Origin of the sequence: Microbulbifer sp. MKSA007 (assembly GCA_032615215.1) — a bacterium.
Lineage (GTDB): Bacteria > Pseudomonadota > Gammaproteobacteria > Pseudomonadales > Cellvibrionaceae > Microbulbifer.
In genome coordinates, this window is sequence record CP128433.1 from 628,613 (window position 1) to 652,169 (window position 23,557).

Below are 23,557 nucleotides of genomic sequence, written 5' to 3' on the forward strand. Positions count from 1 at the left end.
ACTCTAAATTAATTTTTATTACTTGACCGGCATCATGGTTGGTTCATTTGCATATTGAGTATTTTCTTAAAGATTATTTTTTATTAAGTAAAACTTCCTACTTAGGATAAGAGCTGACCAATTTGGTACAAACGGTTTAGGTAATACAAACCTTACAAACATTGAGTAGCTGAATGGTAGAGTTTTAATTGCTGTGGGATTTGGACTGACTAGCTAATCTTTTGCCAGCCTTATGAGATTGGGTGGTTCAGTTTCATGGAGGTAGTTCTATGTTGAACTAGTTCAGGTGAAGTACCAATGTCGTTTTGTGTCGTAAATGTGTCATAGCAGACGCGCCCACTGGAGTACAATTCCCTGTGTGGAGGAGATGCTATGACCAAGAAGATAGGTTTTTTTGTTGCTGATGGATTCCAGGCTTTAGACCTCTTTGGGCCCTTGGATGCCTTTATGGAGGCTAATAGTTTCGTTAGTGAGGCCTATAAAAGTTGTTTGATAGGTTTAACCAATGCATCAGTTAAAACCACGTACGGCCAAGCCCTATCTGTGGATTTTGATATTTACCAGGATAGGGAAATTGATTACCTGGTCATTACTGGCGGTACTGGGATGCGGCAGCTGCGCTTAAGCCCTAAGCAGGTAAATGCGCTGCGTGCAATCGCAGACAAAGCAGAGCGTGTCTTGAGTATCTGTACAGGTGCATTCTTGCTAACAGATATATTTCCGGAACAAAAGCACCGTATTACCACTCACTGGCGGCATTGCCGGCAGCTTGCCGAGCAAGCAGTCAATTATCAGGTTGAGCAGGACCCCTTATTTATTGAAAGCGGAAAACTGTGGTCTTCAGCGGGAATTCTATCTGGAGTCGACTTGGCCCTGGAAGTGATTCGCCAGGATTATGGCAATACGATTGCGGCCAGTGTGGCTAAAGACCTGGTGGTTTATCTACAGCGCAGGGGAGGGCAGTCCCAGTACTCTGATCTGCTTAAAGTGCAATCCAGTGACAGTATGAGGCTCAATCCTCTATTGGAGTGGCTGTCGGAGAATTACCAGAAATCAATCAGCGTTTCCGATATGGCGGAGCGTATTTCTGTTAGCGATCGCCAGTTAACTCGCTTGTTCAAGCAACATCTTAATAGCACCCCCGGACATTATCTAAACCAACTCCGTTTAAACCGGGCGCGGGATTTAATCACCTGTGAATCAGCAAGCCTTGTTCAGGTAGCTCGGCAGGTGGGGTTTGCAAGCTATGATAGCTTTCGCCGGGCTTTTTATGGCCAATTTGGAGTTTCCCCCTCATATTTCAGTAGGAATAGTTAAGCCGCGCTCTCACAAGTGTCTTAGCTTTAAGAGTGCGGCGAGATTGAGAGCTACTCCATTACCACTCGACGCAGATCTTGCCAAAGTGTGACCCGCTGGTCTGGTACTCAAATGCCGCAGCCAGTTCCTCCATAGGGTAAGTCTTATCAATCACTGGCTGTATCTGGTTGGCTTCCAATGCGGTGACATATTCCCGTTGATCCCTACGGCTTCCAACGATCAAGCCCTGTAACCGGGCCTGCTTGGCCATCAACAGTGCTGTGGGCACTTCTCCCGAGCGGCCCGTTAAAACACCAATCAATGAAATATGGCCGCCAACTCTGACTGAATGGATCGATTGCTCTAGTGTACCGGGGCCACCGAGCTCAATAATATGGTCCGCACCTTTGCCTTCCGTAAGCTCCATAACCTTTTTTGACCACTGTGTATGGGTGCGATAGTTGACGCCATGATCGGCGCCTAATTTTTTAGCACGCTCCAGTTTCTCGTCGGAAGAAGAAGTAACAATAACTTTGGCCCCCAGTATTTTGGCAATCTGAATTACCGTAATAGATACTCCGCCAGTGCCTAGAGTCAATATTGTGTCGCCAGGCTTAACCTTGCCGTCTACTACCAATGCCCGCCAAGCAGTAAGGCCTGCGGTAGTAATGGTTGCCGCCTGAGCGTGGCTCCAGCCTTTTGGGGCAAGGGTAAAAGCGCTCTGATCGCGCACAACAAACTCAGCGGCCATCCCATCGATACCGTCACCAGGCGTATTGGCAAAGTTACCCACGGAAGCCATAGGCGTACCTGCTGGCCACTGTGGGAAAAAGCACGACACAACAGAATCGCCGACCTGAAAATCGGTAACATCCTCACCGACTGCATCCACGATACCGCCGCCATCAGACATCAGAATGCGGCCGTCTTCTGCGGGAATACCGCCGTTGGCAACCAAAAGATCGTGGAAGTTGAGGGAGGAGGCTTTAATTGCAACACGGATTTGGCCTGGGCCGGGTGCTCCCGGGCCAGCGATGTCGCTAACCGAAATATTTTCTAGTCCGCCTGGTGTTTTTAGCGCTATTACTTTCATTATTTCTTCCCTATGTGTTGAGTGATAGTTCCCTATACCCAAGTGTATGGAAGTTAATCATTGAGTTTTACAGCCCTAAATTGATGTCTATGAATGAGGTCATTAGGCTGCGATGGTTATTATCTATGTCAATCACTTCCGCGATTCATAAGTCTTAGATAGACTGGGGTTAATTGTAGTGGCATATACGTAGGTAACCAGCTACCAGGCGTAATAAGCACATTTATAGCTCTTAAATACCCAAAACCGAGGTCTATCAATGTATCAAATTGACAGGAATACTAATCGACTCGAGCCACTAAAGTTGAAAAAGTTTTCTGATTTAGGCTTCCGTGAACGCGAACATCTGCAAGAGTGGTTAGCAACCAACCCCGAAGTGCTGGGTGAGGAATTGCTTATTATTCAAAAAGAATTTGATGGTTTTAATGAGACTCGTGAACGCCTAGACCTGCTTGTCCTGGATAAACATGGTCATTTAGTAATTATTGAAAATAAACTCGATGATTCTGGACGTGATGTAGTGTGGCAAGCACTAAAGTACGCGTCCTACTGCGCCAGCTTAACAAAAAGTCAGATCATAGATATCTATCAGCGTTTTCTTGATAAAAGAGGTTGCGAGCAGAATCAAAGTGCGCGGGAACGTTTAGTGGAATTCTTTGCTGATAGGGATTTCGATGAGCTGATTTTGAACCCTGATGCTGAGCAGCGCATCATTCTTGTTGCTGCGCATTTTCGTCGAGGAGTAACTTCTACTGCACACTGGTTGATGCGTCATAACCTGCGTCTTCAGTGTATTAAGGCTGTGCCCTACGCGAAAGGGGATCAATTGTTCCTAAGTCTAGAGCAGATATTACCAATGAGAGAGGTCGAGGATTATGTGATCGGCCTGGCAGAAAAGAAGCAGGAAGAGCAGTCCAATGCTCGTGAGCTAGCTCAGCGTCACCATACACGGCGAGAGTTCTGGAAGCAGTTCATTGAAATTATGCGTGAAAGTGACTGTAGGTTGTTTGATAATGCAAATGCCGTGACTCAGAACAGTCTCCGAGGGGGATCTGGTTTGGCTAAGGTGACTTACCAAGTTGTATTGAATCAAGACACCATCCGGGCTGAATTTATCATAGGGCGTTCGGAGCGTGATGAAAATAAATATTTGTTTGATTCTTTGTTTTCTAAAAAGAATAAAATTGAATCGCGCTTTGGTGATACTTTGGTGTGGGACCGTCTGGATAGTTATATCGGCTCCAGGGTATTTATAGAAATTTCTGCAAATGGCCACAATAAAGAAGAATGGCCGACGCTGAACACCTGGTTATGCCAGAAAATTACAAGTTTGGAAGAAGCTTTTTCTCCGGAGATTGGGCATTGCAGAGAACTTCTGAAAGCGTCTGACTACAGAGCAAAGGAACCTGTCACAATTTTAAATGAAGTTTTAGAGTGAAATATGGCGGCTTTATACTCCTTAAGACGTGTATAAATTTTTAAGCTTGTTGCCTCCTTTAAACTTGGTTTATGAATTCAAAAGTCAATTTCATTTGAGATAAATATATTAAGACCTCATTGTAACTTTGGGATGCAAAAAGTGAGCACTCATTTCCAAGATTAGGAGTGGATGTTACTACACCAAAATAGAAGCTGATCTTTCGCAGCTTATCGGCAAAACTTTAAATATATATATTTTTTAACGAGTAAAGTTGCTCGAGCAACGATAAATCACGTATTTTTGATGCGAAATGGGATTGGTACCCAGTGGTTTGATTTTTTCACTAGGTCTTAAGCAAAAATCACAACGTATTGTGAGCATAAGAAAGTGGTGGGCCCTCCGGGACTCGAACCCAGGACCTGCCGATTATGAGTCGGATGCTCTAACCAACTGAGCTAAGGGCCCACACATTGCTTGCGAGGATCGTTGCAAGCGGTTGGGAAAAGTACAAGATTTTCCCTTGCAAATCAATGCCTTTGTTAGCACTCAAAGCCGATATAGGCAAATTCTAGAAATCTTCTTTCCCTGTTGCTCAAGCTTTCGCCAATAACTGATCTTTATGGAATAGATGCCCACCTTGAGAGAGCTGCCAAACAGCTTAATTGGTTCGAGTGTCTTAACTAGAGGCTTTAATTGGTACGACTGTCTTTCTTATGCGAAATGGAGGCTAAAACCCCATACTAAAGTATTTAAATCGGCAGTTTGGGGATAAGAATACAGCACCAAACCAGGAATGCAGCGAAGAGGGCGACGGCCACGGCGGCGGAGCCTGTGTCTTTAGCAATCTTGGCCAGCGGGTGTTTCTCGGGGCCGATGCGGTCCACGGTCGCCTCAATAGCGCTGTTGATAAGTTCGATTGGGAGGACAAACATCACGGCTGCAATCAATATGGCGCGCTCAGTAGGTGTCTCCCCGGCCCAGAGTGCGAGAGGCAGCATTAGGCAGGCGGCAATTACTTCCTGGCGAAAAGCCTCCTCATTGCGCCATGCAGCGACGAGCCCCTGACTGGAGTAGCTAGTGGCAGCCAGGAGGCGAGCAAACCCCTTCTTGCCGGGCTTGTTGGCAATCTCTTCAGATTTTTCCTGCTTATTCGCCATTTCTTTTTGCATGCTTATCTCCTGCTTTCACTAAGCCTGCGTGGGGAGGTCATCTTTATGTCATAAAAAAAGCCCGGTTGAACCGGGCTTTAGTCTAGCGCTTACTCGTCGAGGAAGCTGCGTAAATGCTCCGACCTGGAGGGGTGTCGCAGTTTGCGCAATGCTTTCGCTTCGATCTGACGGATACGCTCGCGGGTTACGTCAAACTGTTTGCCCACCTCTTCCAGAGTGTGGTCGGTATTCATATCAATACCGAAACGCATACGCAGTACCTTGGCTTCACGGGCGGTGAGGCCGGAGAGTACGGAGCGGGTAGCGTCGTGCAGGCCAGTTTGAGTGGCGGTATCCACCGGCGAGGATTGATTTTGGTCCTCGATAAAGTCACCCAGATGGGAGTCTTCGTCGTCGCCGATAGGCGTCTCCATGGAGATCGGCTCTTTGGCGATCTTGAGGACTTTGCGCACCTTGTCTTCCGGCATTTCCATGCGCTCGCCCAGTTCTTCCGGAGTGGGCTCGCGACCCATTTCCTGCAGCATCTGGCGGCTGATACGGTTGAGCTTATTAATAGTCTCAATCATATGTACCGGAATACGGATGGTACGGGCCTGGTCTGCAATAGAGCGGGTAATGGCCTGGCGAATCCACCAGGTGGCATAAGTGGAGAACTTGTAACCGCGGCGGTACTCGAACTTATCCACAGCCTTCATCAAGCCGATGTTGCCCTCTTGGATCAGGTCCAGGAATTGCAGGCCGCGGTTGGTATACTTCTTGGCGATAGAGATAACCAGACGCAGGTTGGCTTCGACCATCTCTTTCTTGGCGCGGCGTGAACGGGCCTCACCAATGGACATGCGGCGGTTGATCTCTTTGATCTGGCCTACGTCCAGCTTAGCGCGCTCCTGGAACTGGGCCAGTTTGCGCTGGGCGCGAACAACTTCGTCTACGACGTGGCGCAGGGCATCGGAGTAATCGCGCTTTTTCTTGATGATTGCGGGAATCCAATCATCATTGGTCTCGTTGCCGGGGAATTCCTTGATAAAGGTCTTGCGCGGCATGCGGGCGCGTTTGATACACATGGCCATAACCACGCGCTCTTGCTCGCGCACGCTGTCGAGTACGTAGCGAACTTCGCCGTACAGCGGATCGAACTGGCGGGGAGCCAGTTTAAAGAAGCGGAATACATCGCCAACGGCTTCTAGGGCCTGGCCAGCTTCTTTGGAATCGCGACCGTGGGCGGCGATGGCTTCGTCGGCAGCTTTCTGTGCGGCGATCAGCGCGTTCATGCGCTCGGCGAGCTCTTCGGGGTCGATACCGCCGGTAGCTTCCTCTTCTTCTTCGCTGCTGTCGTCATCGCTGTCGTCGTCTTCGGCGTCGTCATCGGAATCTGATGACTCCGGCGCGCTGGCAGCGGCGGCGGCTTGGCCGGCCTGGGCTCCGGGCGGTACCTCGTCGGCGGGGTCGAGCCAACCGGAGATAATATCGGGGATGCGGCGCTCTTCTTTTTCGATCAGAGCGTACTCATCGATGATCTGCTGCACTGCACCCGGCCAGTAGGCCAGGGCGGCCATCAGTTCGCGCAGGCCCTCTTCGATACGCTTGGCAATGGCGATCTCGCCTTCGCGCGTGAGCAGCTCTACGGTGCCCATTTCGCGCATATACATGCGTACTGGATCGGTGGTTCGGCCTACGTCGGACTCTACGGCTGCCAGGGCAGCGGCAGCTTCGGCTGCGGCGATTTCATCAGCGGAGCTGTCGCCTTCAGCCATCAACAACTCTTCGGCATCCGGTGCGGTTTCAAACACCTTGATGCCCATGTCGTTGATCATGCCAATAATGTCTTCCACCTGATCGGGATCGGAAATATCTTCCGGTAGGTGGTCATTTACCTCGGCATAGGTCAGATAGCCCTGCTCTTTACCGCGGGCGATCAGTTCCTTAATGCGGGACTGTTGCTGGGTTTTGTCGGTCATGCACAACCCTGAATTCTGGGAATGAAAATACGGGACAAAGACGCGGGATTATAGCGTATTTGCACTAGCAATAACCACTCTAGCTGTCAAGTAACGGCGTAGGTGCGATGTTTAGGGTGCTGGGGTTCCTGATCCCGCCCGGCGGGGGTGAGTGAATATAGTGCTGAGCCCGCAGTTTTCAAGGGGTTGGCGCTTATTAATTCTGCTTTTTTCGCCAATTGGCTAATAGAGCCAGTTGTTCTTCGGGGCTCAACTGGGCGCTGTTCTTGAGTTGATCGAGTAAATCGCGGTTGCGCTGCTTGTCTGCAGCTTGTTTAAGGCGCTGCAGACAGTCGTTAAATTCGGTGTGCGGATCGTATTCCAGGTTGCTGTCATCCTGGGCGAGTTGCCGCGCTACCGATACCAGTGGAGAAATAGCGAGCTTGGCCAGGGTGTCGCAAGATTCTGCGCTGTGGTGTGCACGCCAGTGGCCGATCAATTGATAGAAATTTAATTGGGGGCGGCTTTTGTACAGCTCTACCAGCTGGATAAACAATGCCAGGTCTGCATTGCCCTTGATGGGGAACTGCTGTGGATTTTCGATTTGTGCCGCCAGCTCCGGATGGTGCAATAGCAGGGCGATCAGCATGCGCTCTGGCGGCAGGAGATATTGGCTCTGGCGGCGCGGACTGTCGTAACTCGGTGCTGCACTTTCACTGAAGTTGTTGTCGCGCTGCCAGGGTTCCGGCGGTGTGCGGTGCTCCAGCTCCTCGTGAGGGGAGGGTGCTTGGCTTGGATCTCCCTGTGCAGCTGTAGGTTGCGGGTGAGGCTGTTGTGGCGCGCGAGCTTTTTCTGTGCGGATAACCTCTTGCAGGGTTTCCTTGTCGAGTCCGGTGCGCGAGGCCAGTTGTTGGAACATCAGCTGGCGGTAGACGCCATCGGGCAGCAGGTCCAGCAGGGGAGCGGCGAGTTTGGACAGGCGCGCGCGGCCGTCCATGGTCTGCAGGTTGATATCTTCGCTCAGTAGGTCGAAGAGAAAATCTTCCAGCGGTAGGGATTGCTCCTTAATTAACTGCTGGAAACGTTCACCGCCCAGTTGGCGTACCAGGGTGTCCGGGTCCTCGCCTTCCGGCAGCAGCAGGAAGCGCAGGCTGCGCCCGTCCTGCATCTGCGGCAGGGCCGACTCCAAAGCTCGGCGGGCGGCGGCGCGGCCGGCGCGGTCGCCGTCAAAGCAAAACAGCAGTTCCGAGGTGTGGCGGAAGGCGAGTTGAATATGGTCTTCGCCACAAGCGGTACCCAGGGTGGCGACGGCGCAGCGGATATCGAACTGGGCCAGGGCCACCACATCCATATAGCCTTCAACCACAATCAAGCGCTCTAAATTGCGGTTGGCCTGGCGCGCTTCCCACAGGCCGTAGAGTTCGCGGCTCTTGTGGAAAATCGGGGTTTCCGGGGAGTTCAGGTACTTGGGTTTGTCGTCGCCCAGTACCCGCCCGCCAAAGGCGATGGCGCGCCCGCGCTGGTCGCGGATCGGGAAAATAATACGGTTGCGGAAGCGGTCGTAGTGGTGGCGCGCGTTGGGCTTGGTGTTGCCATCACTGTCCTGGCGGCGAATGGCCAGGCCTGCCAGTTCCAGTTGATCCGCTTTCTCGGGGGTATCGGCTAATGCATTGAGCAGGTTGTCCCAGCCCGGGGGCGCAAGGCCGATACCAAAGTCCCGGGCAATCTCACCGGAGAGGCCGCGATTGCGCAAGTAGGCTACCGCATTGCCTGCGGCGGGGTGGTTGCGCAACTGTTCACGGTAGTAGTCGGCGGCTTTCTCTGTGAGCTGGTAGAGAGTTTGACTCTCCCGCTGACGCTTTTCTTGCCCAGGTGCCAGTTGCTCCCTGGGAACTTCCAGTCCACGGGTGGCCGCGAGTTTTTCCACCGCTTCGGGGAAGGGCAGGCGGTCGTACTCCATCAGGAAGCCGATGGCATTGCCATTGGCGCCGCAGCCGAAGCAGTAATAAAACTGCTTGTCCGCACTCACGGTAAACGATGGGGTTTTCTCGTCGTGGAAGGGGCAGCAGGCAGAGTAGTTTTTGCCGGTTTTACGCAGCTTGACCCGGCTGTCCACCAGCTCGACGATATCTGCCCTTGCGAGCAGATCGTCTATAAAGTGCTGGGGTATCTTGCCGGCCATGGGGATTCGCTCAGCTTAGGCCAGTTGGGCTTTCACCAGTTTGCTCACCGCGCCCATATCTGCACGGCCCTGCACCTGGGGTTTAACCTGGGCGATGACTTTTCCCATATCCGCCATGCTGTTGGCACCGGTGTCTTTGACGGCGGAGGCAACGATATCGGTGATCTCAGCTTCGCTCAGCTGCTTCGGCAGGAATTCCTGGATAACTTCAATTTCAGCCTGCTCTACTGCTGCCAGCTCAGCCCGGCCAGCTTTCTCGTACTGGGTAATGGAGTCGCGGCGCTGCTTGGTCATTTTGTCCAGCAGGGCGAGGATGCGGGCGTCATCCAGGTCGATTCGCTCGTCGACTTCAACGCGTTTGATCTCGGCGTTGATCAGGCGCAGGGTGGCCAGGCGCTCTTTGTCTCGCGCTTTCATTGCGTCTTTAGTGGCTTGAGTCAGGGTTTCCTTGAGAGTGCTCATAGTGAGTGTTCCGAGATTGTTGGCAATGAATTTTGGATCAGGGGTTTAGGATAGCTTGTCTGTTGGGCGGGGGAAATGCGTTAGCCCAAACGAAAAACGGCGCGCGAGTATGGCTCGCACGCCGTTCTTTATAGCTCCGCTACGGGCTAAGCCCGTCCGGCCGCCTCGCTGCGACAGGCTTATGCAGCCTGCGGCTCTTAGTAGAGACGCTGGAACTTGCGGTTTTCGCGCTGAAGCTTTTTAGCGTGACGCTTTACAGCGGCAGCAGCTTTGCGCTTACGAACAGCGGTGGGCTTCTCGTAGAACTCGCGACGACGTACTTCAGACAGTACGCCTGCTTTTTCACAGGAGCGCTTGAAACGGCGCAGGGCGATATCGAAAGGTTCGTTGTCTTTGATTCGTACAGAGGGCATTAGGATACCTGTTAAAATTCGTTTCTCTCGGCCATTCCGGCAATGCTCTCGCAGTTGCATCCGGTGGCCGGTTCACAGCGAGGGCGCAAATTCTAAACACTCCTATACGGGATCGCAACCCCATTTTCCAGTATGATAACCACCCCTCGAAGTAGTCACGAGAATGAGATCAAGTGCGCGTCCTTGGTATAGAAACTTCCTGCGATGAAACTGGCGTCGCTATTTACGATTCTGAGTCCGGTTTGCTCAGCCATGCCCTGTTCAGTCAAGTGGACCTGCATGCCGATTATGGCGGTGTAGTCCCCGAGCTGGCGAGCCGCGATCATGTGCGCAAACTCTTGCCGCTGATTCGAAAGGTAATGAAGAAGGCCGATACCAGCCCTTCAGACCTCAATGGTATCGCCTATACCGCGGGCCCCGGTCTGGTGGGAGCGCTGATGGTCGGGGCCTGCGCGGCCCGTGCACTGGCCTATGGCTGGGATATCCCGGCGGTGGCGGTGCACCATATGGAAGGCCACCTGCTGGCCCCAATGCTGGAGGATAATCCGCCCGCCTTTCCTTTTGTGGCCCTGCTTGTTTCCGGCGGACACACCCAGCTGGTGGAGGTGCGAGGGCTCGGCGATTACGAATTGATGGGTGAATCCCTGGATGACGCCGCCGGCGAAGCCTTTGACAAGGCCGCCAAAATGCTCGACCTGGATTACCCCGGTGGCCCGCGTTTGGCTGCCCTGGCGGAGAGAGGTGACCCCAAGCGTTTTACCTTCCCGCGCCCCATGACCGATCGGCCGGGGTTGGATTTCAGTTTTTCAGGTCTTAAAACCTTCACCCTGACGACGGTGCGCAAGCACGCCCTCGAGGATGGTTTGCCGGACGAGCAGACTTGCGCAGATATTGCTGCGGCTTTCCAGGAGGCGGTAGTGGACACCCTGGTGATTAAATGTCGTCGCGCTATTAAGGCTTCCGGCTATAAAACCCTGGTGATTGCCGGTGGAGTTTCTGCAAATAAATTATTGCGTGAGCGTTTGGAAATGAGCCTGCGAAAGGATAACGCCAGCGTCTACTATCCGCGCCATGAATTCTGCACTGATAACGGCGCCATGATCGCCTACGCCGGTAGTTTGCGTTTAAAAGCAGGGGAGCAGACGAGCCTTGCGGTAGATGTGCGTCCGCGCTGGCCTATGACAGAATTGCCCAAGACCGAACTTTAAAAATCCCAGGAATAGCCTGGCAGTAAAAAGAAAAGAGCCGATAAATGGATATTGTTTATATACGGGATTTAAAGGTGAATACCATTATTGGTATTTACGATTGGGAGCGGGAAGTACGCCAGACGGTCAGTCTCGATTTGGAGATGGCCTTCGATATTAGTGAGGCGGCGCGCACAGACAATATCGAGTACACACTTAACTATAAAGCGGTGGCCAAGCGCTTGATCGCTTTTATTGAAAGCAGTGAGTTTCTGTTGGTGGAGACCATGGCAGAGCAGGCTGCGGCAATTGTTAGGGAAGAGTTTTCTGTAAGTTGGCTGCGACTGCGGTTGTCCAAGCCGGGTGCGGTCAGAGGGGCCAGGGATGTGGGTGTCATTATTGAGCGCGGCGAGAGGCCGGCAAAAGGTGCAGCAGCGATGTCTGCGGGAGTGTAAACGTGGCTCAGGTGTATCTCAGCCTCGGCAGTAATATCAATCGTGCGCAATATATCCGCGCAGCGTTGGATGCCCTAACCGGGCGGTTTGGCGAATTACAGGTGTCCCGGGTCTTCGAAAGTGAAGCGGTGGGTTTCCAGGGCGATAACTTTTACAACCTGGTGGTGGGGCTGCAGACTGACCTGCCGGTAGGGCAGCTGGCCCTGTGTCTGCGAGGTATTGAAGATGCCAACGGCCGCCTGCGCTCCGGGCCTAAGTTCAGCGCTCGCACCCTGGATATTGATACCCTCACCTACGACCACCTGACCGGAACTGTCGACGGGGTAAAATTGCCTCGAGGTGAGATTGTAAAAAATGCCTTTGTATTGCAGCCTCTGGCAGAGATAGCACCGGAAGTACTGCATCCGGTCGAGCAGAAAACTTACCGTCAACTGTGGAATGAGTACGACCAGGACTCGCAAAAATTGTGGCCGGTAGAATTTATTTGGCCGTGATTCCAATAAATTTTTAAAAAATGTAGATAAAAAAGCAGCCCTTTGCGGCTGCTTTTTTGTTAGGAATAATTAACTTAGGCTCATTAGCGCTTCTTTGGTGAACGGGGTGATTTCTTCCGCGCGATCTTCACGCACCTTGGCGAACCAGTGTGGGTCTTGTAATAGCGCGCGGCCAACGGCAATCAGGTCGAACTCCTGGTTGTCCATACGGCGGGTCAGTTCGCCTAAATCGGTAGGATTGGCAGTGCCGCCCATGCCCTGGTTATTGCCGCCGATAAAATCATCGTCGAGGCCGACACTGCCGACAGAAATTACCGGTTTTCCCGTCAATTCCTTGGTCCAGCCTGCCAGGTTGAGATCAGAACCCTCAAATTCTGGCACCCAGAAGCGTCTTGTAGAGGCGTGGAAAATATCAACGCCGGCTTCAACCAGTGGTGCTAGGAAGCGTTTTAGCTCTTCCGGGTTTTGCGCCAGTTTGGCGTCATAATCCTGCTGCTTCCACTGGGAGTAGCGCAGTACTATGACGAAATCTTCGCCCACGGCTTCACGTACGGCTTTGATAATTTCCACCGCAAAGCGGGTGCGGTTTTCGATGGAGCCGCCGTACTCGTCATCGCGTTGGTTGGTACCTTCCCAGAAAAACTGGTCGATCAGATAGCCGTGGGCGCCGTGGATCTCTACGCCGTCAAATCCAATTTCCTTGGCTGCTTTCGCCGCGTCCGCAAAAGCTTGTACAACTTCCTGGATGTCCTCTTTGCTCATCGCCTGGCCATTGGGCTTGCCGGGTTTGAACAGGCCTGAGGGGGAGTAGCCGGGCACTGATTTATCCGGGCCTATGCCCTCTTTGCGCACGGAGCCTACGTGCCATAACTGCGGGATAATCTGGCCACCGGCAGCGTGTACTTCGTCTACCACTTTTTTCCAGCCGGCGAGAGCGGCCTCACCGTAGATTGCCGGAACATTCTCGTAGCCGTTGGCGGCTTTATGATTAACGAAGGTTCCTTCGGTAATAATTAGTCCCACTTCACCTTCAGCTCGGCGGCGGTAATAACCGGCCACTTGGTCATTGGCTGAATAGCCTGGTGACATAGTGCGGGTCATGGGGGCCATTGCGACCCGGTTGCGCAGCTTTAGGGATTTATGCTCGAAAGGACGCAGTAGGTTGTCCAGGGAACCACTCATATTTCTCTCCTGAATGTCTCGATTCAACACTGGGACTCACTGGTCCCACTAGGTCACAATTAAAACGGTTGCGTTATAAGACCTTATTTTAAGGTTGAGTTCAATATCTGGTTTCGTATTGCAACTCTTTTGCCGGTATACTGGCTAGGGAGCCTCTGAATAACTCCGTGATGCCTCTGCGGGCCATGAAGGCTGCAGATGTTAGGCGCAGCTCGCCGCGAATGGCTCAGTCCTTTGCAAGAGCTGCAACGCAGCAGCTGTGGCCTTCAAGGCCCGCCCTTCGAGGCTTGCAGAGCGATTCACACTCCGCGTTGCGACTTCTTGAAAGGTCTAGACATTCCTGCGAAGCCGCGCCTTGATTGTGAACCGCTCTGCATGCCAGAGGTATCACGGAGTTATTTAGAGGCTCCCTATATGTCACGTAAACGCTTTGATGATCTTGATTGCTCCCTGGCTTGTGCCCTGAATGAGGTGGGGGACTGGTGGTCCCTGTTGATAATTAAGCAGGCGATGCTGGGTACCCGCCGTTTTGTGGATTTCCAAAGAAACCTGGGAATTGCCAAAAATATCCTTGTGGATCGGTTATCCCGTCTGGTGGATAACGAGGTGCTGGTACGCTTTGATGCGGGTGAACACGGCACTCGCTACGAGTACCGCTTAACGGAAAAAGGTCGGGACCTGTTTACGGTGGTAATCGCCCTGCGCCAGTGGAATCTGCGCTGGAATGGCAATAAAGATGGGATGCACCTGGTTGATAAAAACAGTGGTGAGCCTATCTCCGAAGTTGCTGTGCAGAATGCCCAAGGGCAAAAACTCAGTATTCGCGATGTATTATTTGTGGATGAAAATGGCCAGCCCCTAGAGCAGGCTGGCTAGCTGGCTTCTTGAGGGGCTCTATCAATCCTGGCTCTTGGACAGCAGTCTGATTATATCCAGAGCCCTGCCCGGCTCCCAACGCATAACAGAGACAACGCCGTGCATGGCCAGTAGGCGCTGGTCTATTTTCCCTCTCTCCTGAAGCTTTTGTAATTTCTCTGTGGCCTCGGTAAAGCCGCGCTGCTCATAAGTGAGTAGTAATTTGACGGTCTGCTCCGCCGGAGTGGTTTGGCGTGGAACAGGGGTATACCCCATCGCGCTTACCATACTCTCAGCCGCCAGCCAGGTGGACCAGGGGTTTTGCCCGGTAATAAGCTGGCCATCCACGCTGACTTGCTCCAGGTAAGTGGGCCCAGCCTGAAAAAACGCGCCTTGCTCACGTAAGCGATCCTCAAGCAGGAATGGAAATCGTTGCTCGGCGTCAGGGATAAGAAAAAGCTCCTCTTCGTTAGTAAAAGCACTGATCTGCCGATCGGCGATTAAGGGCTTGCCATTATCCAGGGTGACATTGGCAAGGGCTGCTGGCCCGTGGCATACCGCTCCGATAATTTTGCCGCTGTTATAGATTTCCCGCACCAGGGACTGGATATGGGGATTGTCGGGGAAATCGAACATGGTGCCTTTACCGCCGACAAAAAATACTGCCTGATAATCCTCTGCTGATACCTGATCGATAGGAATACTGTGATTGACCTTTTGTTGTGCCTCCGGGTCATTGAGAAAGGCATAGTCGAAAGGCCCCAGATCATCTTTATCGATCACCGCAGGCGGTTTGCCGCCTTTGGGACTGGCAATATCGACAATAAATCCGTTGGCTGAGAAGATGTAATAGGGGCGTGCCAGTTCAGTTAATTCATAACCAGTTGCCTTGCCATTATCTCCCATCGTTTCAGTACTGGTGACAACAGCTAAGATTTTTCCTCGGCTTTCCCTGGGTAATTGTTGTAAATACGACAGGTCACTTACTGTCGTAGTGGAAAAGTCCTGCTCTTGGGGTGGAATTAGGCCCTTAATCCAAATAATAAAACCAAAAAATACGGACAAAGTCAGAGCCAGGGAAATAACAATTTTCTTCAACATATTAATCTCCAAAATTGCAGTAGCAGACGGAAAATCTTCTAGTGAGTTCGTAGGAGAATAAGGGATGGAAGGTGAAATTCAGGTGAGATTGCAATTGCTATTTAGGAAGAAAGAAAAAGCTGCACTCGAGATCGTATAAGGTATGGATGCTGATTCACTGTGCATCTCGAGCGCATACGGTAAAAATTTGAATCTTAGAACGCTACTGTGTAAAAGATAGAGAGCACTGATAAATATTTTTTTTACACTGGATAGAGATGGTCCAATTTAAGGCTTCACAGATTCTCTTGGCCAGGAAAAGGCCTTGACCAATGCCGTCACTGCCTTCCCTCTTTTGGCCGGGTAAGAGGGAGGTTTCTAGATCTAATTGGTTGTCTGTGGCGTTCTCAAAAAAGAGTGTGTCCCCCTTATAGGTAATAACCAATTCAGGGCTGGCAGCGTGCTGTAATGCATTGCTGATCAAGTTGTCGAAGAGCAGACTTACCAGGTGTCGATTGGCCAGGACTCCGACTTTGTGCCCTAACTTTAAATCAACATTAAAATGCTTTTGTACAATTAACTGGTGTTGAGCTAAAAGACGTTCCTCTAGTAAAGCGCACAATGGGATATCTTCCGACTGTAGAGACTCAGAGCGGGCGAGGGCTAATAGTGTCTTAACGGTTTTTTCCATACCGGTAACAGTTTCTAATAGCTCATTTTTCTCAGCTAAAGTCATTTCCCGATTTTGACTGAGAGCCAGTGTGCTTTTCAGAATGGTTAGCCCGGTGCGCAACTCATGGCTCGTATCCCGGGTAAACTCAGTTTCCCTGCGCAATGTTAGCTTGAGCTGGTTAAGTGTATCTTGCAACGTACTTGCGAGATAACCGATTTCATCTTGTTCATTGTTATAGGGCAGGGAAATTTGAGAATCGCAGTTTCTCTGCTGCTGAACTGCTTTAGCAAGGGTTACTACAGGAGCGATGGTTTTACGGGAAATACGAAAAGCACAATAGAGGGCTAAGAGTAGGGTCAAGATACAGGCGCTGGCAAAGAGCCAAAGAAGTTTTGAAGATTGTCGCGTAACAGTGAGCAATTCACTGACTTCAGCTACGAGAACGGCGGAATGGTTGTCCGGAAAATGTACTCTGCGTAAATGGAAGTGATGTTCAGTATCACTAAACCACTCAGCCTTTTCTGCATAGCTTGGTAGGGCAGTGCGCAGTTCGGCCGGAATTATTTTGCTTTCAGTGTATAGCGTTAAATAGGGTAGGCGTGGCTCTGGGGTCGCATTAGTCAGTCTTGCCTGCTGTTCGAGGTAGCGGACTTCTCCGGCCAATAAGTTATCGAGTAAATGGTCTTCAACTACATAGGCCACCATCATACAAATGGCAAAAAACACCAAGCATAGCAGTAGGGTAAAACTGCCAAAAATAGCGAAGACCTTCCTCTGTAAATTACTGGTTTCGCGCATTGGGAGTTTCCAACTGATAACCGAGATTGGTGATGGTTTTCAACATAGGGGCCTGGAAAGGCTTATCCAGTGTTTGGCGAAGACTATAAATGTGGGATTTTAAGGCGTCTGTTTCTGGGGGTTCATCACCCCAAATATGGTGGATTATTGCCGAGCGGCTTACTGGTGCTGGCGACGCCTGGGCAAGCATAGTGAGAATGCGAAAACCGATAGTTGTCAGGGGCAGAGGTTGTTTATCCCGGTAGGCCGTTTGTTGGCGCTGGTTTATCTGTAAATCACCGACCTTAATTTCTTCACTGGTATGCAGCTGGTGTCTACGTGCCAGGGCGCGGCATCTCAATATCAGTTCCCTTGGTTCGAAGGGCTTACATAAGTAGTCATCGGCACCGATACCAAATCCGCGTTCTTTATCTGCGAGAGCATCTCGGGCAGTTAACATCAGAATTGGCATATTAACTGGCGCTTGTGCCTTGATCTTTTCGCAGACCTCCAAGCCGTCCATATCCGGCAGGCCCAGGTCGAGAATAATCAGGTCGAAGATTTGTTCCAGGGCCAGCTGTAAGCCCTGGCGGCCCCGCTGGGCATAATCTATCTGCCAGCCCTCAGCGTGCAGGAATTCGGCAAGCTGGCGGGCGATAGTGGGGTTATCTTCAATCAACAATATCTTCAGTGAGCGCACCGGCAAATCTCTTGTGGCAGAGGAAGTTACAAAGCATTCTGACAGAGTGCCGGTGAAATTGAAGTGAAGCCCCGTTGTTGGACTGTTTTAGATATTGGTTGGACCGCTCTAGATATTGAGGTTGCGGCCGCCGTCAACGGCAATAACCTGACCGTTGATATAGGGGGCATCACAGACCAGGAAGCGCACGGTTTTGGCGATATCGCTGGGGTCACCGGTTCGGGCCAAAGGAATGCGATGGGTGATTTGTGCTTTCTTGGCTTCGTTAGTTGCCTCTTGCTCCGGCCAAAGAATGGCACCGGGGGCGACTGCATTGACCCGGACCTGGGGAGACAGCTCCAGAGCGAGGCTTTTTGACAGCATTACCAGCCCAGCCTTGGCGGCGCAGTAAATAGTGTGCTCGGGCATCGGGCGCTCGGCGTGAATATCCGCCATATTAACAACGCAACCCTGTTGTTGGCTGAGTGTTTCTTTCAGGGCCTGAGTGAGAAAGAAGGGGGCTTTGAGGTTACTGCCTACCAGCCGATCCCAGTCCTCCTCGGTCGCCTTCCCCACAGGCGTGGGGTGAAATGCTGAGGCATTGTTGATCAAAACATCAATACCGCCCCAGGCCTCTTGTGCACGTTGGGCCAGATTGGAACAGGCTTCGGCGCTATTCAACTCACTGTGCAACGCTATGGCAGAGTTGGGACGACGTTGGTTCAGCTCGTTTGCCAGTGCCTTGGCAGCATCAGCCGAGTTGCGATAGTGAATAACAACTCTGTGATCTCTATGTAGTTCTTCAGCAATAGCACGACCCAGGCGTGCAGCGGCACCGGTAATTAGCACATTACGCAATGTAGTCATCCTTTACTTTGGCGATTGCCTTGATGCGCTCCCGGTCCAGTGCTTGCCCGAGTTTCGCACCCTGGTAGCCCTGTTTAATCAACTCCTCAGCAGTTACTGCCGCTGCCCCATCTCGAGCGGCGCGCAAAAAGTCCACCTGTGGATAATCTCGATTCTCCAGTCCCTCACGACCTCGGGCATCAGCCTCACAGGCGCGAAGAAAGTTTTCAAATCGCTCGGGACGTCGCAAGGCATCCAGACTGCGGATCATCTTCATAATGGTCTGTGGGCGCAATTCGAAGGCTCTGTGGCAATGCAGGTGATATTCGCAGACCCCGACAGCTAGTGCTGTCAGGTCTTTTGGGGTACGCCAGCGCTCACAGACGGCCTTTACAAGAGGTACGCCTGCGGCCTCGTGGCCGTGGTGGCTGGGGAGAATCTCCTCGGGAGTCAGTCCTTTGCCCAGGTCGTGTAGCAGTACTGCAAAACGCAAGGGGAGCTCTGCCGGTGCGGCGCGCAGGGCTAGTAGTACGTGTTCTCCAGTGTCCACTTCGGGATGGTGTTTGGGCGGCTGAGGAACACCAAACAAATTCTCTAACTCTGGTAAAAGTACTGATAGGGCGCCGCAGTCTCGCAGTACCCGAATAAAAATATCGGGGTCTGGCTCGGTAAGTGCCCGGCTTACCTCTTTCCAGACCCTCTCGGCCACCAGATATTCCACTTCACCTGCTTCTACCATGTGGCGCATGAGTATCATGGTCTCAGGAGCAACGCTAAAGCCGAGGTGATGGTAGCGGGCGGCAAAGCGGGCCACTCGCAGTACTCTTAGGGGGTCTTCTGCAAAAGCAGGGGAAACATGGCGCAAAAGCCGAGCTCCAAGATCTTCCTGCCCACCGTAGGGGTCAATTAGATTGCCGTTGGTGTCTTCTGCAATGGCATTAATAGTGAGATCTCGCCTCAGAAGATCCTCTTCCAGGGTGATATTGGCATCGGCATTAACGGTAAATCCGCCATAGCCGTGTCCGCTCTTTCTTTCGGTGCGAGCGAGCGCGTATTCTTCACCGGTCTCAGGGTGTAGGAATACTGGAAAATCTTTGCCGACAGGGCTGTATCCGAGGTCCTGCATTCTATCTGCATCTGCCCCAACCACTACCCAGTCACGCTCGGTGACTGGACGATTCAAAAGTTTGTCGCGCACTGCGCCGCCAACAAGGTAGATCTTCAAAGCATTTGCTCCAGAGCTGGAGGGACCTGTGATCTGATAGGTGATTGTACTGCCATAAGTCCATTTGTTCCGGCGTTGTTCCAGGTTTGTCTGCTGGACGGAGGGTGAGGGGTGGGGATGTAAGAAGCTTCGGCAAGATAAAAAAAAGGCCCCAAAAAAACAAGGGGGCCCAGGGTCTTAGGGTATTCGCTTAGCAAACATTTCTTCGCCAACTATGGGGGCTCTGACTTAACAACCACTCCACTGGAAGGGATCCCGTGACAAGTCCCAAGTCACGAATCTAGCGCCATTCTAAGGAACCTGTCTTACCTGTCAACTATATCTATTAGTATTTTTTGAGGGGGTTGTTCCGCTGTTCGTTAATAAATTACATGGACCGAATTTCGGGCTGGGTTTGCAGCATTAAACAGCATAATTTATAGGGGCGGTTCAGCTGGACAGGATAATTTCACGTGTAACTCTGTGGGGCAGAGGATACTTTCGGGAAGTTGACTGTTCTTCTTTTTAATCGCAGTTGTTGGGGAGAATAAAGATGAGCGAATTACATGTGCTAACCACCGGGGAAGCAGCCAGGTACTGCGGTGTTAACTTCCGAACGGTGATTCGCTGGATTGAGCGTGGCCAGCTCAAGGCATACAAACTTCCAGGGCGCGGTGACCACCGTATCTGTGTTGAGGATTTCGTGGGCTTCCTGCGGGATAACTCAATGCCAGTTCCAAACGACTTGGCAGTTCCCAGTCGAAAAGTGCTCTTGTTAACGACTGATCCTGAGCTGACTTCAAGTGGACGCCAGGCGCTTCAACAGATGGGGTGTGAGGTTGAAGTAGCCAGTGATAGTTTTTCCGCCGGTATCATGATGGCGAGTGCCAAGCCGGCGTTGTTAGTGGTTGACACTGGGTTGCTTGGGGAGAGTGGGTTTCAGGTGCTGGACTACCTCAGATCCCGCAGTGAGTATTCGAACTTGAGCATTCTAGTTGTACCTTCTGATGATGATGGAGAGAAAGCCCGTTGGCTGGATGCTGGAGCTGATGCCCTTTTAACTCACCGCTCTGAGCACGGTGAACTTTCTGCAAAGGCCAAGCTTTTGTTGGAAGCTGATGCCTAAGTAGCGTGATCCGCTAGAAGGCATTATTTCCCCATTCTGTGCGGGGCTGGTATTTCAACAGTTCCCGTGCTGAAACCTAAATGGGTTTTGGTATTAGCATGGACTCCTCTTCACCCTCCGGTCGGTCCCGACCTTGCTCCGGGCAGTGACAACTGGCCGTTATTTGATCCCCGTTCAAACTGTTCAGGTGAACATCGAAGCCCCATAGCCGGTGAAGATGCCTTAGCACCTCTGTTGTATCTTTACCGAGAGGTCGGCGGCGGTGCTGCGTATGGTGCAGGGTCAGTGAACGGTCACCACGGGTATCTACTGAATATACTTGGATATTCGGTTCCCGATTGCCCAGGTTGTACTGTCCCGCAAGGTTCTCCCTTAACTGGCGATAACCGCTCTCATCGTGAATTGCGCTGACAATGATATCGTTCTCTTTATCGTTGTCGCTGATACAAAATAGTTTCATGTCTCGCATAACCTTGGGAGACAGGAATTGTAAAATAAAACTTTCATCTTTGAAGTCGCGCATGGCGAACTGAAGGGTTTCACGCCAATTACTTCCAGCAATGTCTGGGAACCAGCAGCGATCCTCTTCAGTGGGGCTTTCACAGATACGCCGTAAGTCAGTAAAAATACTGAAGCCCAGGGTATAGGGATTGATACCGCTGTAGTGAGGGCTGTCAAAAGAGGGTTGGTAGATAACATTGGTGTGGCTTTGTAGAAACTCCATCATAAAGCCTTCAGTCACCCGCCCGCGCTTGTACAGCTCGGTTAAGAGAGTGTAGTGCCAGAAGGTAGCCCAGCCCTCATTCATTACTTGGGTTTGCCGCTGTGGATAAAAGTATTGGGCCAGCTTACGTACAATGCGCACCAGTTCCCGTTGCCAGTTTTCCAGTAGAGGGGCATTTTTCTCAACAAAGTACAGGATATTCTCCTGAGGCTCTTCGGGGAAGCGTTTCTCCTTTGTCTCCTCTATACCGTCACCGAGTTTTGGGATGGTCCTCCATAAATCATTGAGCTGTCTTTGGCGGTACTCTTCTCGCTCTTGCTGTTGGCGTTCTTCTTCAATAGCCGAGATTGGGTAAGGGCGTTTATAGCGATCTACACCGTAATTCATTAGGGCATGACAGGAGTCGAGAATGGCCTCGACTTCATCAAGCCCATAGCGCTCTTCACAGCGGGAAATATAATTTTTGGCAAAGATCAGATAGTCAATAATACTGCTGGCATCTGTCCAGGAGCGAAACAGGTAATTCCCTTTAAAGAAAGAGTTGTGCCCATAGGAGGCGTGAGCAATCACCAAAGCCTGCATTGTCATGGTATTTTCTTCCATGAGGTAAGCGATGCAGGGATTAGAATTAATCACTATTTCATAAGCCAGCCCCATCAATCCGCGCTGGTAATTATTTTCCACGCTGATAAATTGCTTGCCAAAAGACCAGTGGTGATAACCCACTGGCATTCCTACCGAGGAGTAGGCATCCATCATCTGCTCGGAGCAGATAACTTCAATCTGATTTGGGTAGGTATCTAACCCAAATTCTTCTGCCAGTGCGCCGATGGCGCGATCATATTCCTGAATTAATTCAAAAGTCCATTCTGAGCTTGTTGATATGGGCTGACGCGACTCAGATTCAGGTGCTTCAGCGCCACTGGCAAATTTGTCGAGCATCAGGCAGTCACCTTTTTGCGGAACAGTTGTCGGAACACCGGATAAATATCCTGTACATCGACAATCTGCTCCATAGCAAAGTGATCAGGGAATAAAGTGCGGACACTTTCATACTCTTCCCACAGGGCCTGGTGATCTCTGGGAGTGATTTCCACATAAGAGTAATACTGCACATGGGGCATAATATCGTCGATAAGGATTCGGTGGCAGGTACTGGAGTCATCGTTCCAGTTATCACCATCTGAGGCCTGGGCTCCATAGATATTCCATTCGCTGGCGGGGTAGCGATCTCTTATAATACGTCGCATTAATTTGAGCGCGCTTGAGACAATGGTGCCGCCAGTTTCCCGTGAATAGAAAAACTCCTCTTCATCAACTTCTTTGGCGCTAGTGTGGTGTCGAATAAAAACGACTTCTGTATATTCATAACTGCGCTGTAGGAACAAATATAAAAGTAAGAAGAAGCGTTTGGCCATATCCTTTGTGGCTTGGTTCATCGAGCCGGATACATCCATCAGGCAAAACATCACTGCCCTAGATCGAGGTTTTGGTTGTCGAATCAGCAGGTTATATTTCAGGTCGAAATCATCGAGGAAAGGGACTCGATTGATACGGCTGCGAAGTTCGGCGATTTGGTTTTTAAGAGCCTCAATTTTGCGCTGGTCTCGCAGAGCAGTATCTTTGTTTTCTTCTTGGGATAGGTCTTCCTCTAAATTGCGCAGGTTTCTTCGCTTATTACTGGTCAAGGCGATGCGTCTTGCATGGGCAGCCCTGAGTGAGCGGATCACATTGAGACGACCTGGAGTTCCTTCATTACTAATTCCGGCACGTACTATTTGAAAAGACTCGTTGCCGGCCAGGCGTTGCTTGATCATATTGGGCAGCTGGAGCCCCTCAAACATAAAGTCCAGAAACTCTTCTTGTGATATCTGGAAGACAAATTCATCAACCCCTTCCCCGCTATCACTGGCACCACCACCATTTCCATCACCGCCTCGCTGACCTTGACGAGGGATACGATCACCAGCAGTAAATTGCTTGTTTCCGGGTAGAACTCGCTCTACGTGCCCACCGCTACCGTGAGAAAATAAGGGTTCGCTGATATCCCGAGTAGGGATACTGATTTGCTCTCCCTTATCCATGTCCATAATAGAGCGGCTATTCATGGCGTCGCCGACAGCTTTCTTAATGTGAGCTTTGTAGCGCCTTAAGAATCGCTGCCGATTAACCGTACTCTTTTTCTTTCCATTCAAGCGGCGGTCGATGATATAGCTCATATTTCTGCCTTTGTTCTGAATAAAGCTCACAGGCATCCATCGCCATAAATCTATTCAGAATATTTCCTGCTGAATCCACCAAAC

At 51.2% G+C, this 23,557-nt stretch carries 21 protein-coding genes and 1 tRNA gene; 7 read left to right on the forward strand and 15 right to left on the reverse strand.

Annotated elements, in window-relative coordinates; all coding sequences use genetic code 11:
* Positions 1-372 precede the first annotated feature (372 nt).
* Positions 373-1,317: a DJ-1/PfpI family protein gene (locus QT397_05410; protein ID WNZ56798.1), complete on the forward strand. Its 945-nt coding sequence runs from the start codon at positions 373-375 to the stop codon at positions 1,315-1,317.
* 58 nt (positions 1,318-1,375) lie between these two features.
* Here the strand turns inward: QT397_05410 and QT397_05415 are convergent, their stop codons facing one another.
* Positions 1,376-2,389 (reverse strand): NAD(P)-dependent alcohol dehydrogenase, encoded by a 1,014-nt coding sequence (locus QT397_05415; GenBank protein ID WNZ56799.1) that lies wholly within the window; start codon positions 2,387-2,389, stop codon positions 1,376-1,378.
* A 259-nt stretch (positions 2,390-2,648) separates the two neighbouring features.
* On the opposite strand from QT397_05415, the gene QT397_05420 reads away from it, so the two are divergent.
* On the forward strand, positions 2,649-3,827 hold the full coding sequence (locus QT397_05420; protein ID WNZ56800.1) for a DUF4268 domain-containing protein: 1,179 nt from the start codon (positions 2,649-2,651) through the stop codon (positions 3,825-3,827).
* Between the two features lie 370 nt (positions 3,828-4,197).
* Here the strand turns inward: QT397_05420 and QT397_05425 are convergent.
* The 6 genes from QT397_05425 to rpsU all read right to left on the reverse strand — a co-directional run bounded on the left by QT397_05425 (position 4,198) and on the right by rpsU (position 9,972).
* A tRNA-Ile gene (locus QT397_05425) sits at positions 4,198-4,274 on the reverse strand.
* A gap of 284 nt (positions 4,275-4,558) precedes the next feature.
* Positions 4,559-4,978 carry a diacylglycerol kinase gene (locus tag QT397_05430; protein WNZ56801.1) on the reverse strand — a complete coding sequence of 140 codons (420 nt, stop codon included), beginning with the start codon at positions 4,976-4,978 and terminating at the stop codon, positions 4,559-4,561.
* Between the two features lie 89 nt (positions 4,979-5,067).
* Positions 5,068-6,936: an RNA polymerase sigma factor RpoD gene (rpoD, locus tag QT397_05435; GenBank protein ID WNZ56802.1), complete on the reverse strand. Its 1,869-nt coding sequence runs from the start codon at positions 6,934-6,936 to the stop codon at positions 5,068-5,070.
* Positions 6,937-7,132: 196 nt separating this feature from the next.
* Positions 7,133-9,097, reverse strand: coding sequence for a DNA primase (dnaG, locus tag QT397_05440; GenBank protein ID WNZ56803.1), 1,965 nt, complete (start codon positions 9,095-9,097; stop codon positions 7,133-7,135).
* A gap of 15 nt (positions 9,098-9,112) precedes the next feature.
* A complete protein-coding gene (locus QT397_05445; protein WNZ56804.1) occupies positions 9,113-9,559 on the reverse strand; it encodes a GatB/YqeY domain-containing protein in 447 nt (148 codons plus the stop codon).
* Between the two features lie 197 nt (positions 9,560-9,756).
* Positions 9,757-9,972: a 30S ribosomal protein S21 gene (rpsU, locus tag QT397_05450; GenBank protein ID WNZ56805.1), complete on the reverse strand. Its 216-nt coding sequence runs from the start codon at positions 9,970-9,972 to the stop codon at positions 9,757-9,759.
* A gap of 173 nt (positions 9,973-10,145) precedes the next feature.
* On the opposite strand from rpsU, the gene tsaD reads away from it, so the two are divergent.
* Genes tsaD through folK form a run of 3 tightly spaced genes read left to right on the forward strand, consistent with a single transcriptional unit; the run spans position 10,146 to position 12,108 of the window.
* Positions 10,146-11,180 (forward strand): tRNA (adenosine(37)-N6)-threonylcarbamoyltransferase complex transferase subunit TsaD, encoded by a 1,035-nt coding sequence (gene tsaD, locus QT397_05455; protein ID WNZ56806.1) that lies wholly within the window; start codon positions 10,146-10,148, stop codon positions 11,178-11,180.
* A gap of 44 nt (positions 11,181-11,224) precedes the next feature.
* Positions 11,225-11,614 carry a dihydroneopterin aldolase gene (gene folB, locus QT397_05460; protein ID WNZ56807.1) on the forward strand — a complete coding sequence of 130 codons (390 nt, stop codon included), beginning with the start codon at positions 11,225-11,227 and terminating at the stop codon, positions 11,612-11,614.
* 2 nt (positions 11,615-11,616) lie between these two features.
* The gene (folK, locus tag QT397_05465) at positions 11,617-12,108 is read left to right on the forward strand and encodes a 2-amino-4-hydroxy-6-hydroxymethyldihydropteridine diphosphokinase (GenBank protein WNZ56808.1); all 492 of its coding nucleotides are present in this window, start codon (positions 11,617-11,619) and stop codon (positions 12,106-12,108) included.
* A gap of 69 nt (positions 12,109-12,177) precedes the next feature.
* Here the strand turns inward: folK and QT397_05470 are convergent, their stop codons facing one another.
* Positions 12,178-13,290, reverse strand: a complete 1,113-nt coding sequence (locus QT397_05470) for an NADH:flavin oxidoreductase (GenBank protein ID WNZ56809.1) — start codon at positions 13,288-13,290, stop codon at positions 12,178-12,180.
* A gap of 414 nt (positions 13,291-13,704) precedes the next feature.
* Here QT397_05470 and QT397_05475 point away from each other — a divergent pair, with 414 nt between their 5' ends.
* Positions 13,705-14,166, forward strand: a complete 462-nt coding sequence (locus QT397_05475) for a helix-turn-helix domain-containing protein (GenBank protein ID WNZ56810.1) — start codon at positions 13,705-13,707, stop codon at positions 14,164-14,166.
* A gap of 21 nt (positions 14,167-14,187) precedes the next feature.
* Here the strand turns inward: QT397_05475 and QT397_05480 are convergent, their stop codons facing one another.
* The 5 genes from QT397_05480 to QT397_05500 form a co-directional block, all read right to left on the reverse strand.
* A complete protein-coding gene (locus QT397_05480) occupies positions 14,188-15,246 on the reverse strand; it encodes a type 1 glutamine amidotransferase domain-containing protein (GenBank protein WNZ56811.1) in 1,059 nt (352 codons plus the stop codon).
* A 202-nt stretch (positions 15,247-15,448) separates the two neighbouring features.
* Complete coding sequence (locus QT397_05485) at positions 15,449-16,696, reverse strand: HAMP domain-containing sensor histidine kinase (GenBank protein WNZ56812.1); 1,248 nt, start codon at positions 16,694-16,696, stop codon at positions 15,449-15,451.
* Positions 16,680-17,375, reverse strand: coding sequence for a response regulator transcription factor (locus tag QT397_05490; protein ID WNZ56813.1), 696 nt, complete (start codon positions 17,373-17,375; stop codon positions 16,680-16,682). The genes QT397_05485 and QT397_05490 overlap by 17 nt, the downstream gene beginning before the upstream one ends.
* 108 nt (positions 17,376-17,483) lie before the next feature.
* A complete protein-coding gene (locus tag QT397_05495; GenBank protein WNZ56814.1) occupies positions 17,484-18,212 on the reverse strand; it encodes a pteridine reductase in 729 nt (242 codons plus the stop codon).
* Positions 18,205-19,425 carry a multifunctional CCA addition/repair protein gene (locus QT397_05500; GenBank protein WNZ56815.1) on the reverse strand — a complete coding sequence of 407 codons (1,221 nt, stop codon included), beginning with the start codon at positions 19,423-19,425 and terminating at the stop codon, positions 18,205-18,207. The genes QT397_05495 and QT397_05500 overlap by 8 nt, the downstream gene beginning before the upstream one ends.
* A 532-nt stretch (positions 19,426-19,957) precedes the next feature.
* Between QT397_05500 and QT397_05505 the strand changes: the two genes are divergently transcribed.
* The gene (locus QT397_05505) at positions 19,958-20,530 is read left to right on the forward strand and encodes a helix-turn-helix domain-containing protein (protein ID WNZ56816.1); all 573 of its coding nucleotides are present in this window, start codon (positions 19,958-19,960) and stop codon (positions 20,528-20,530) included.
* 76 nt (positions 20,531-20,606) lie between these two features.
* On the opposite strand, the gene QT397_05510 is transcribed toward QT397_05505, so the two are convergent.
* Positions 20,607-22,196, reverse strand: coding sequence for a SpoVR family protein (locus tag QT397_05510; protein ID WNZ56817.1), 1,590 nt, complete (start codon positions 22,194-22,196; stop codon positions 20,607-20,609).
* Entirely contained in the window at positions 22,196-23,473 is a 1,278-nt protein-coding gene (locus QT397_05515) for a YeaH/YhbH family protein (protein ID WNZ56818.1), read from the reverse strand. Before QT397_05515 ends, QT397_05510 begins: the two co-directional genes overlap by 1 nt.
* Between the last annotated feature and the right edge of the window lie 84 nt (positions 23,474-23,557).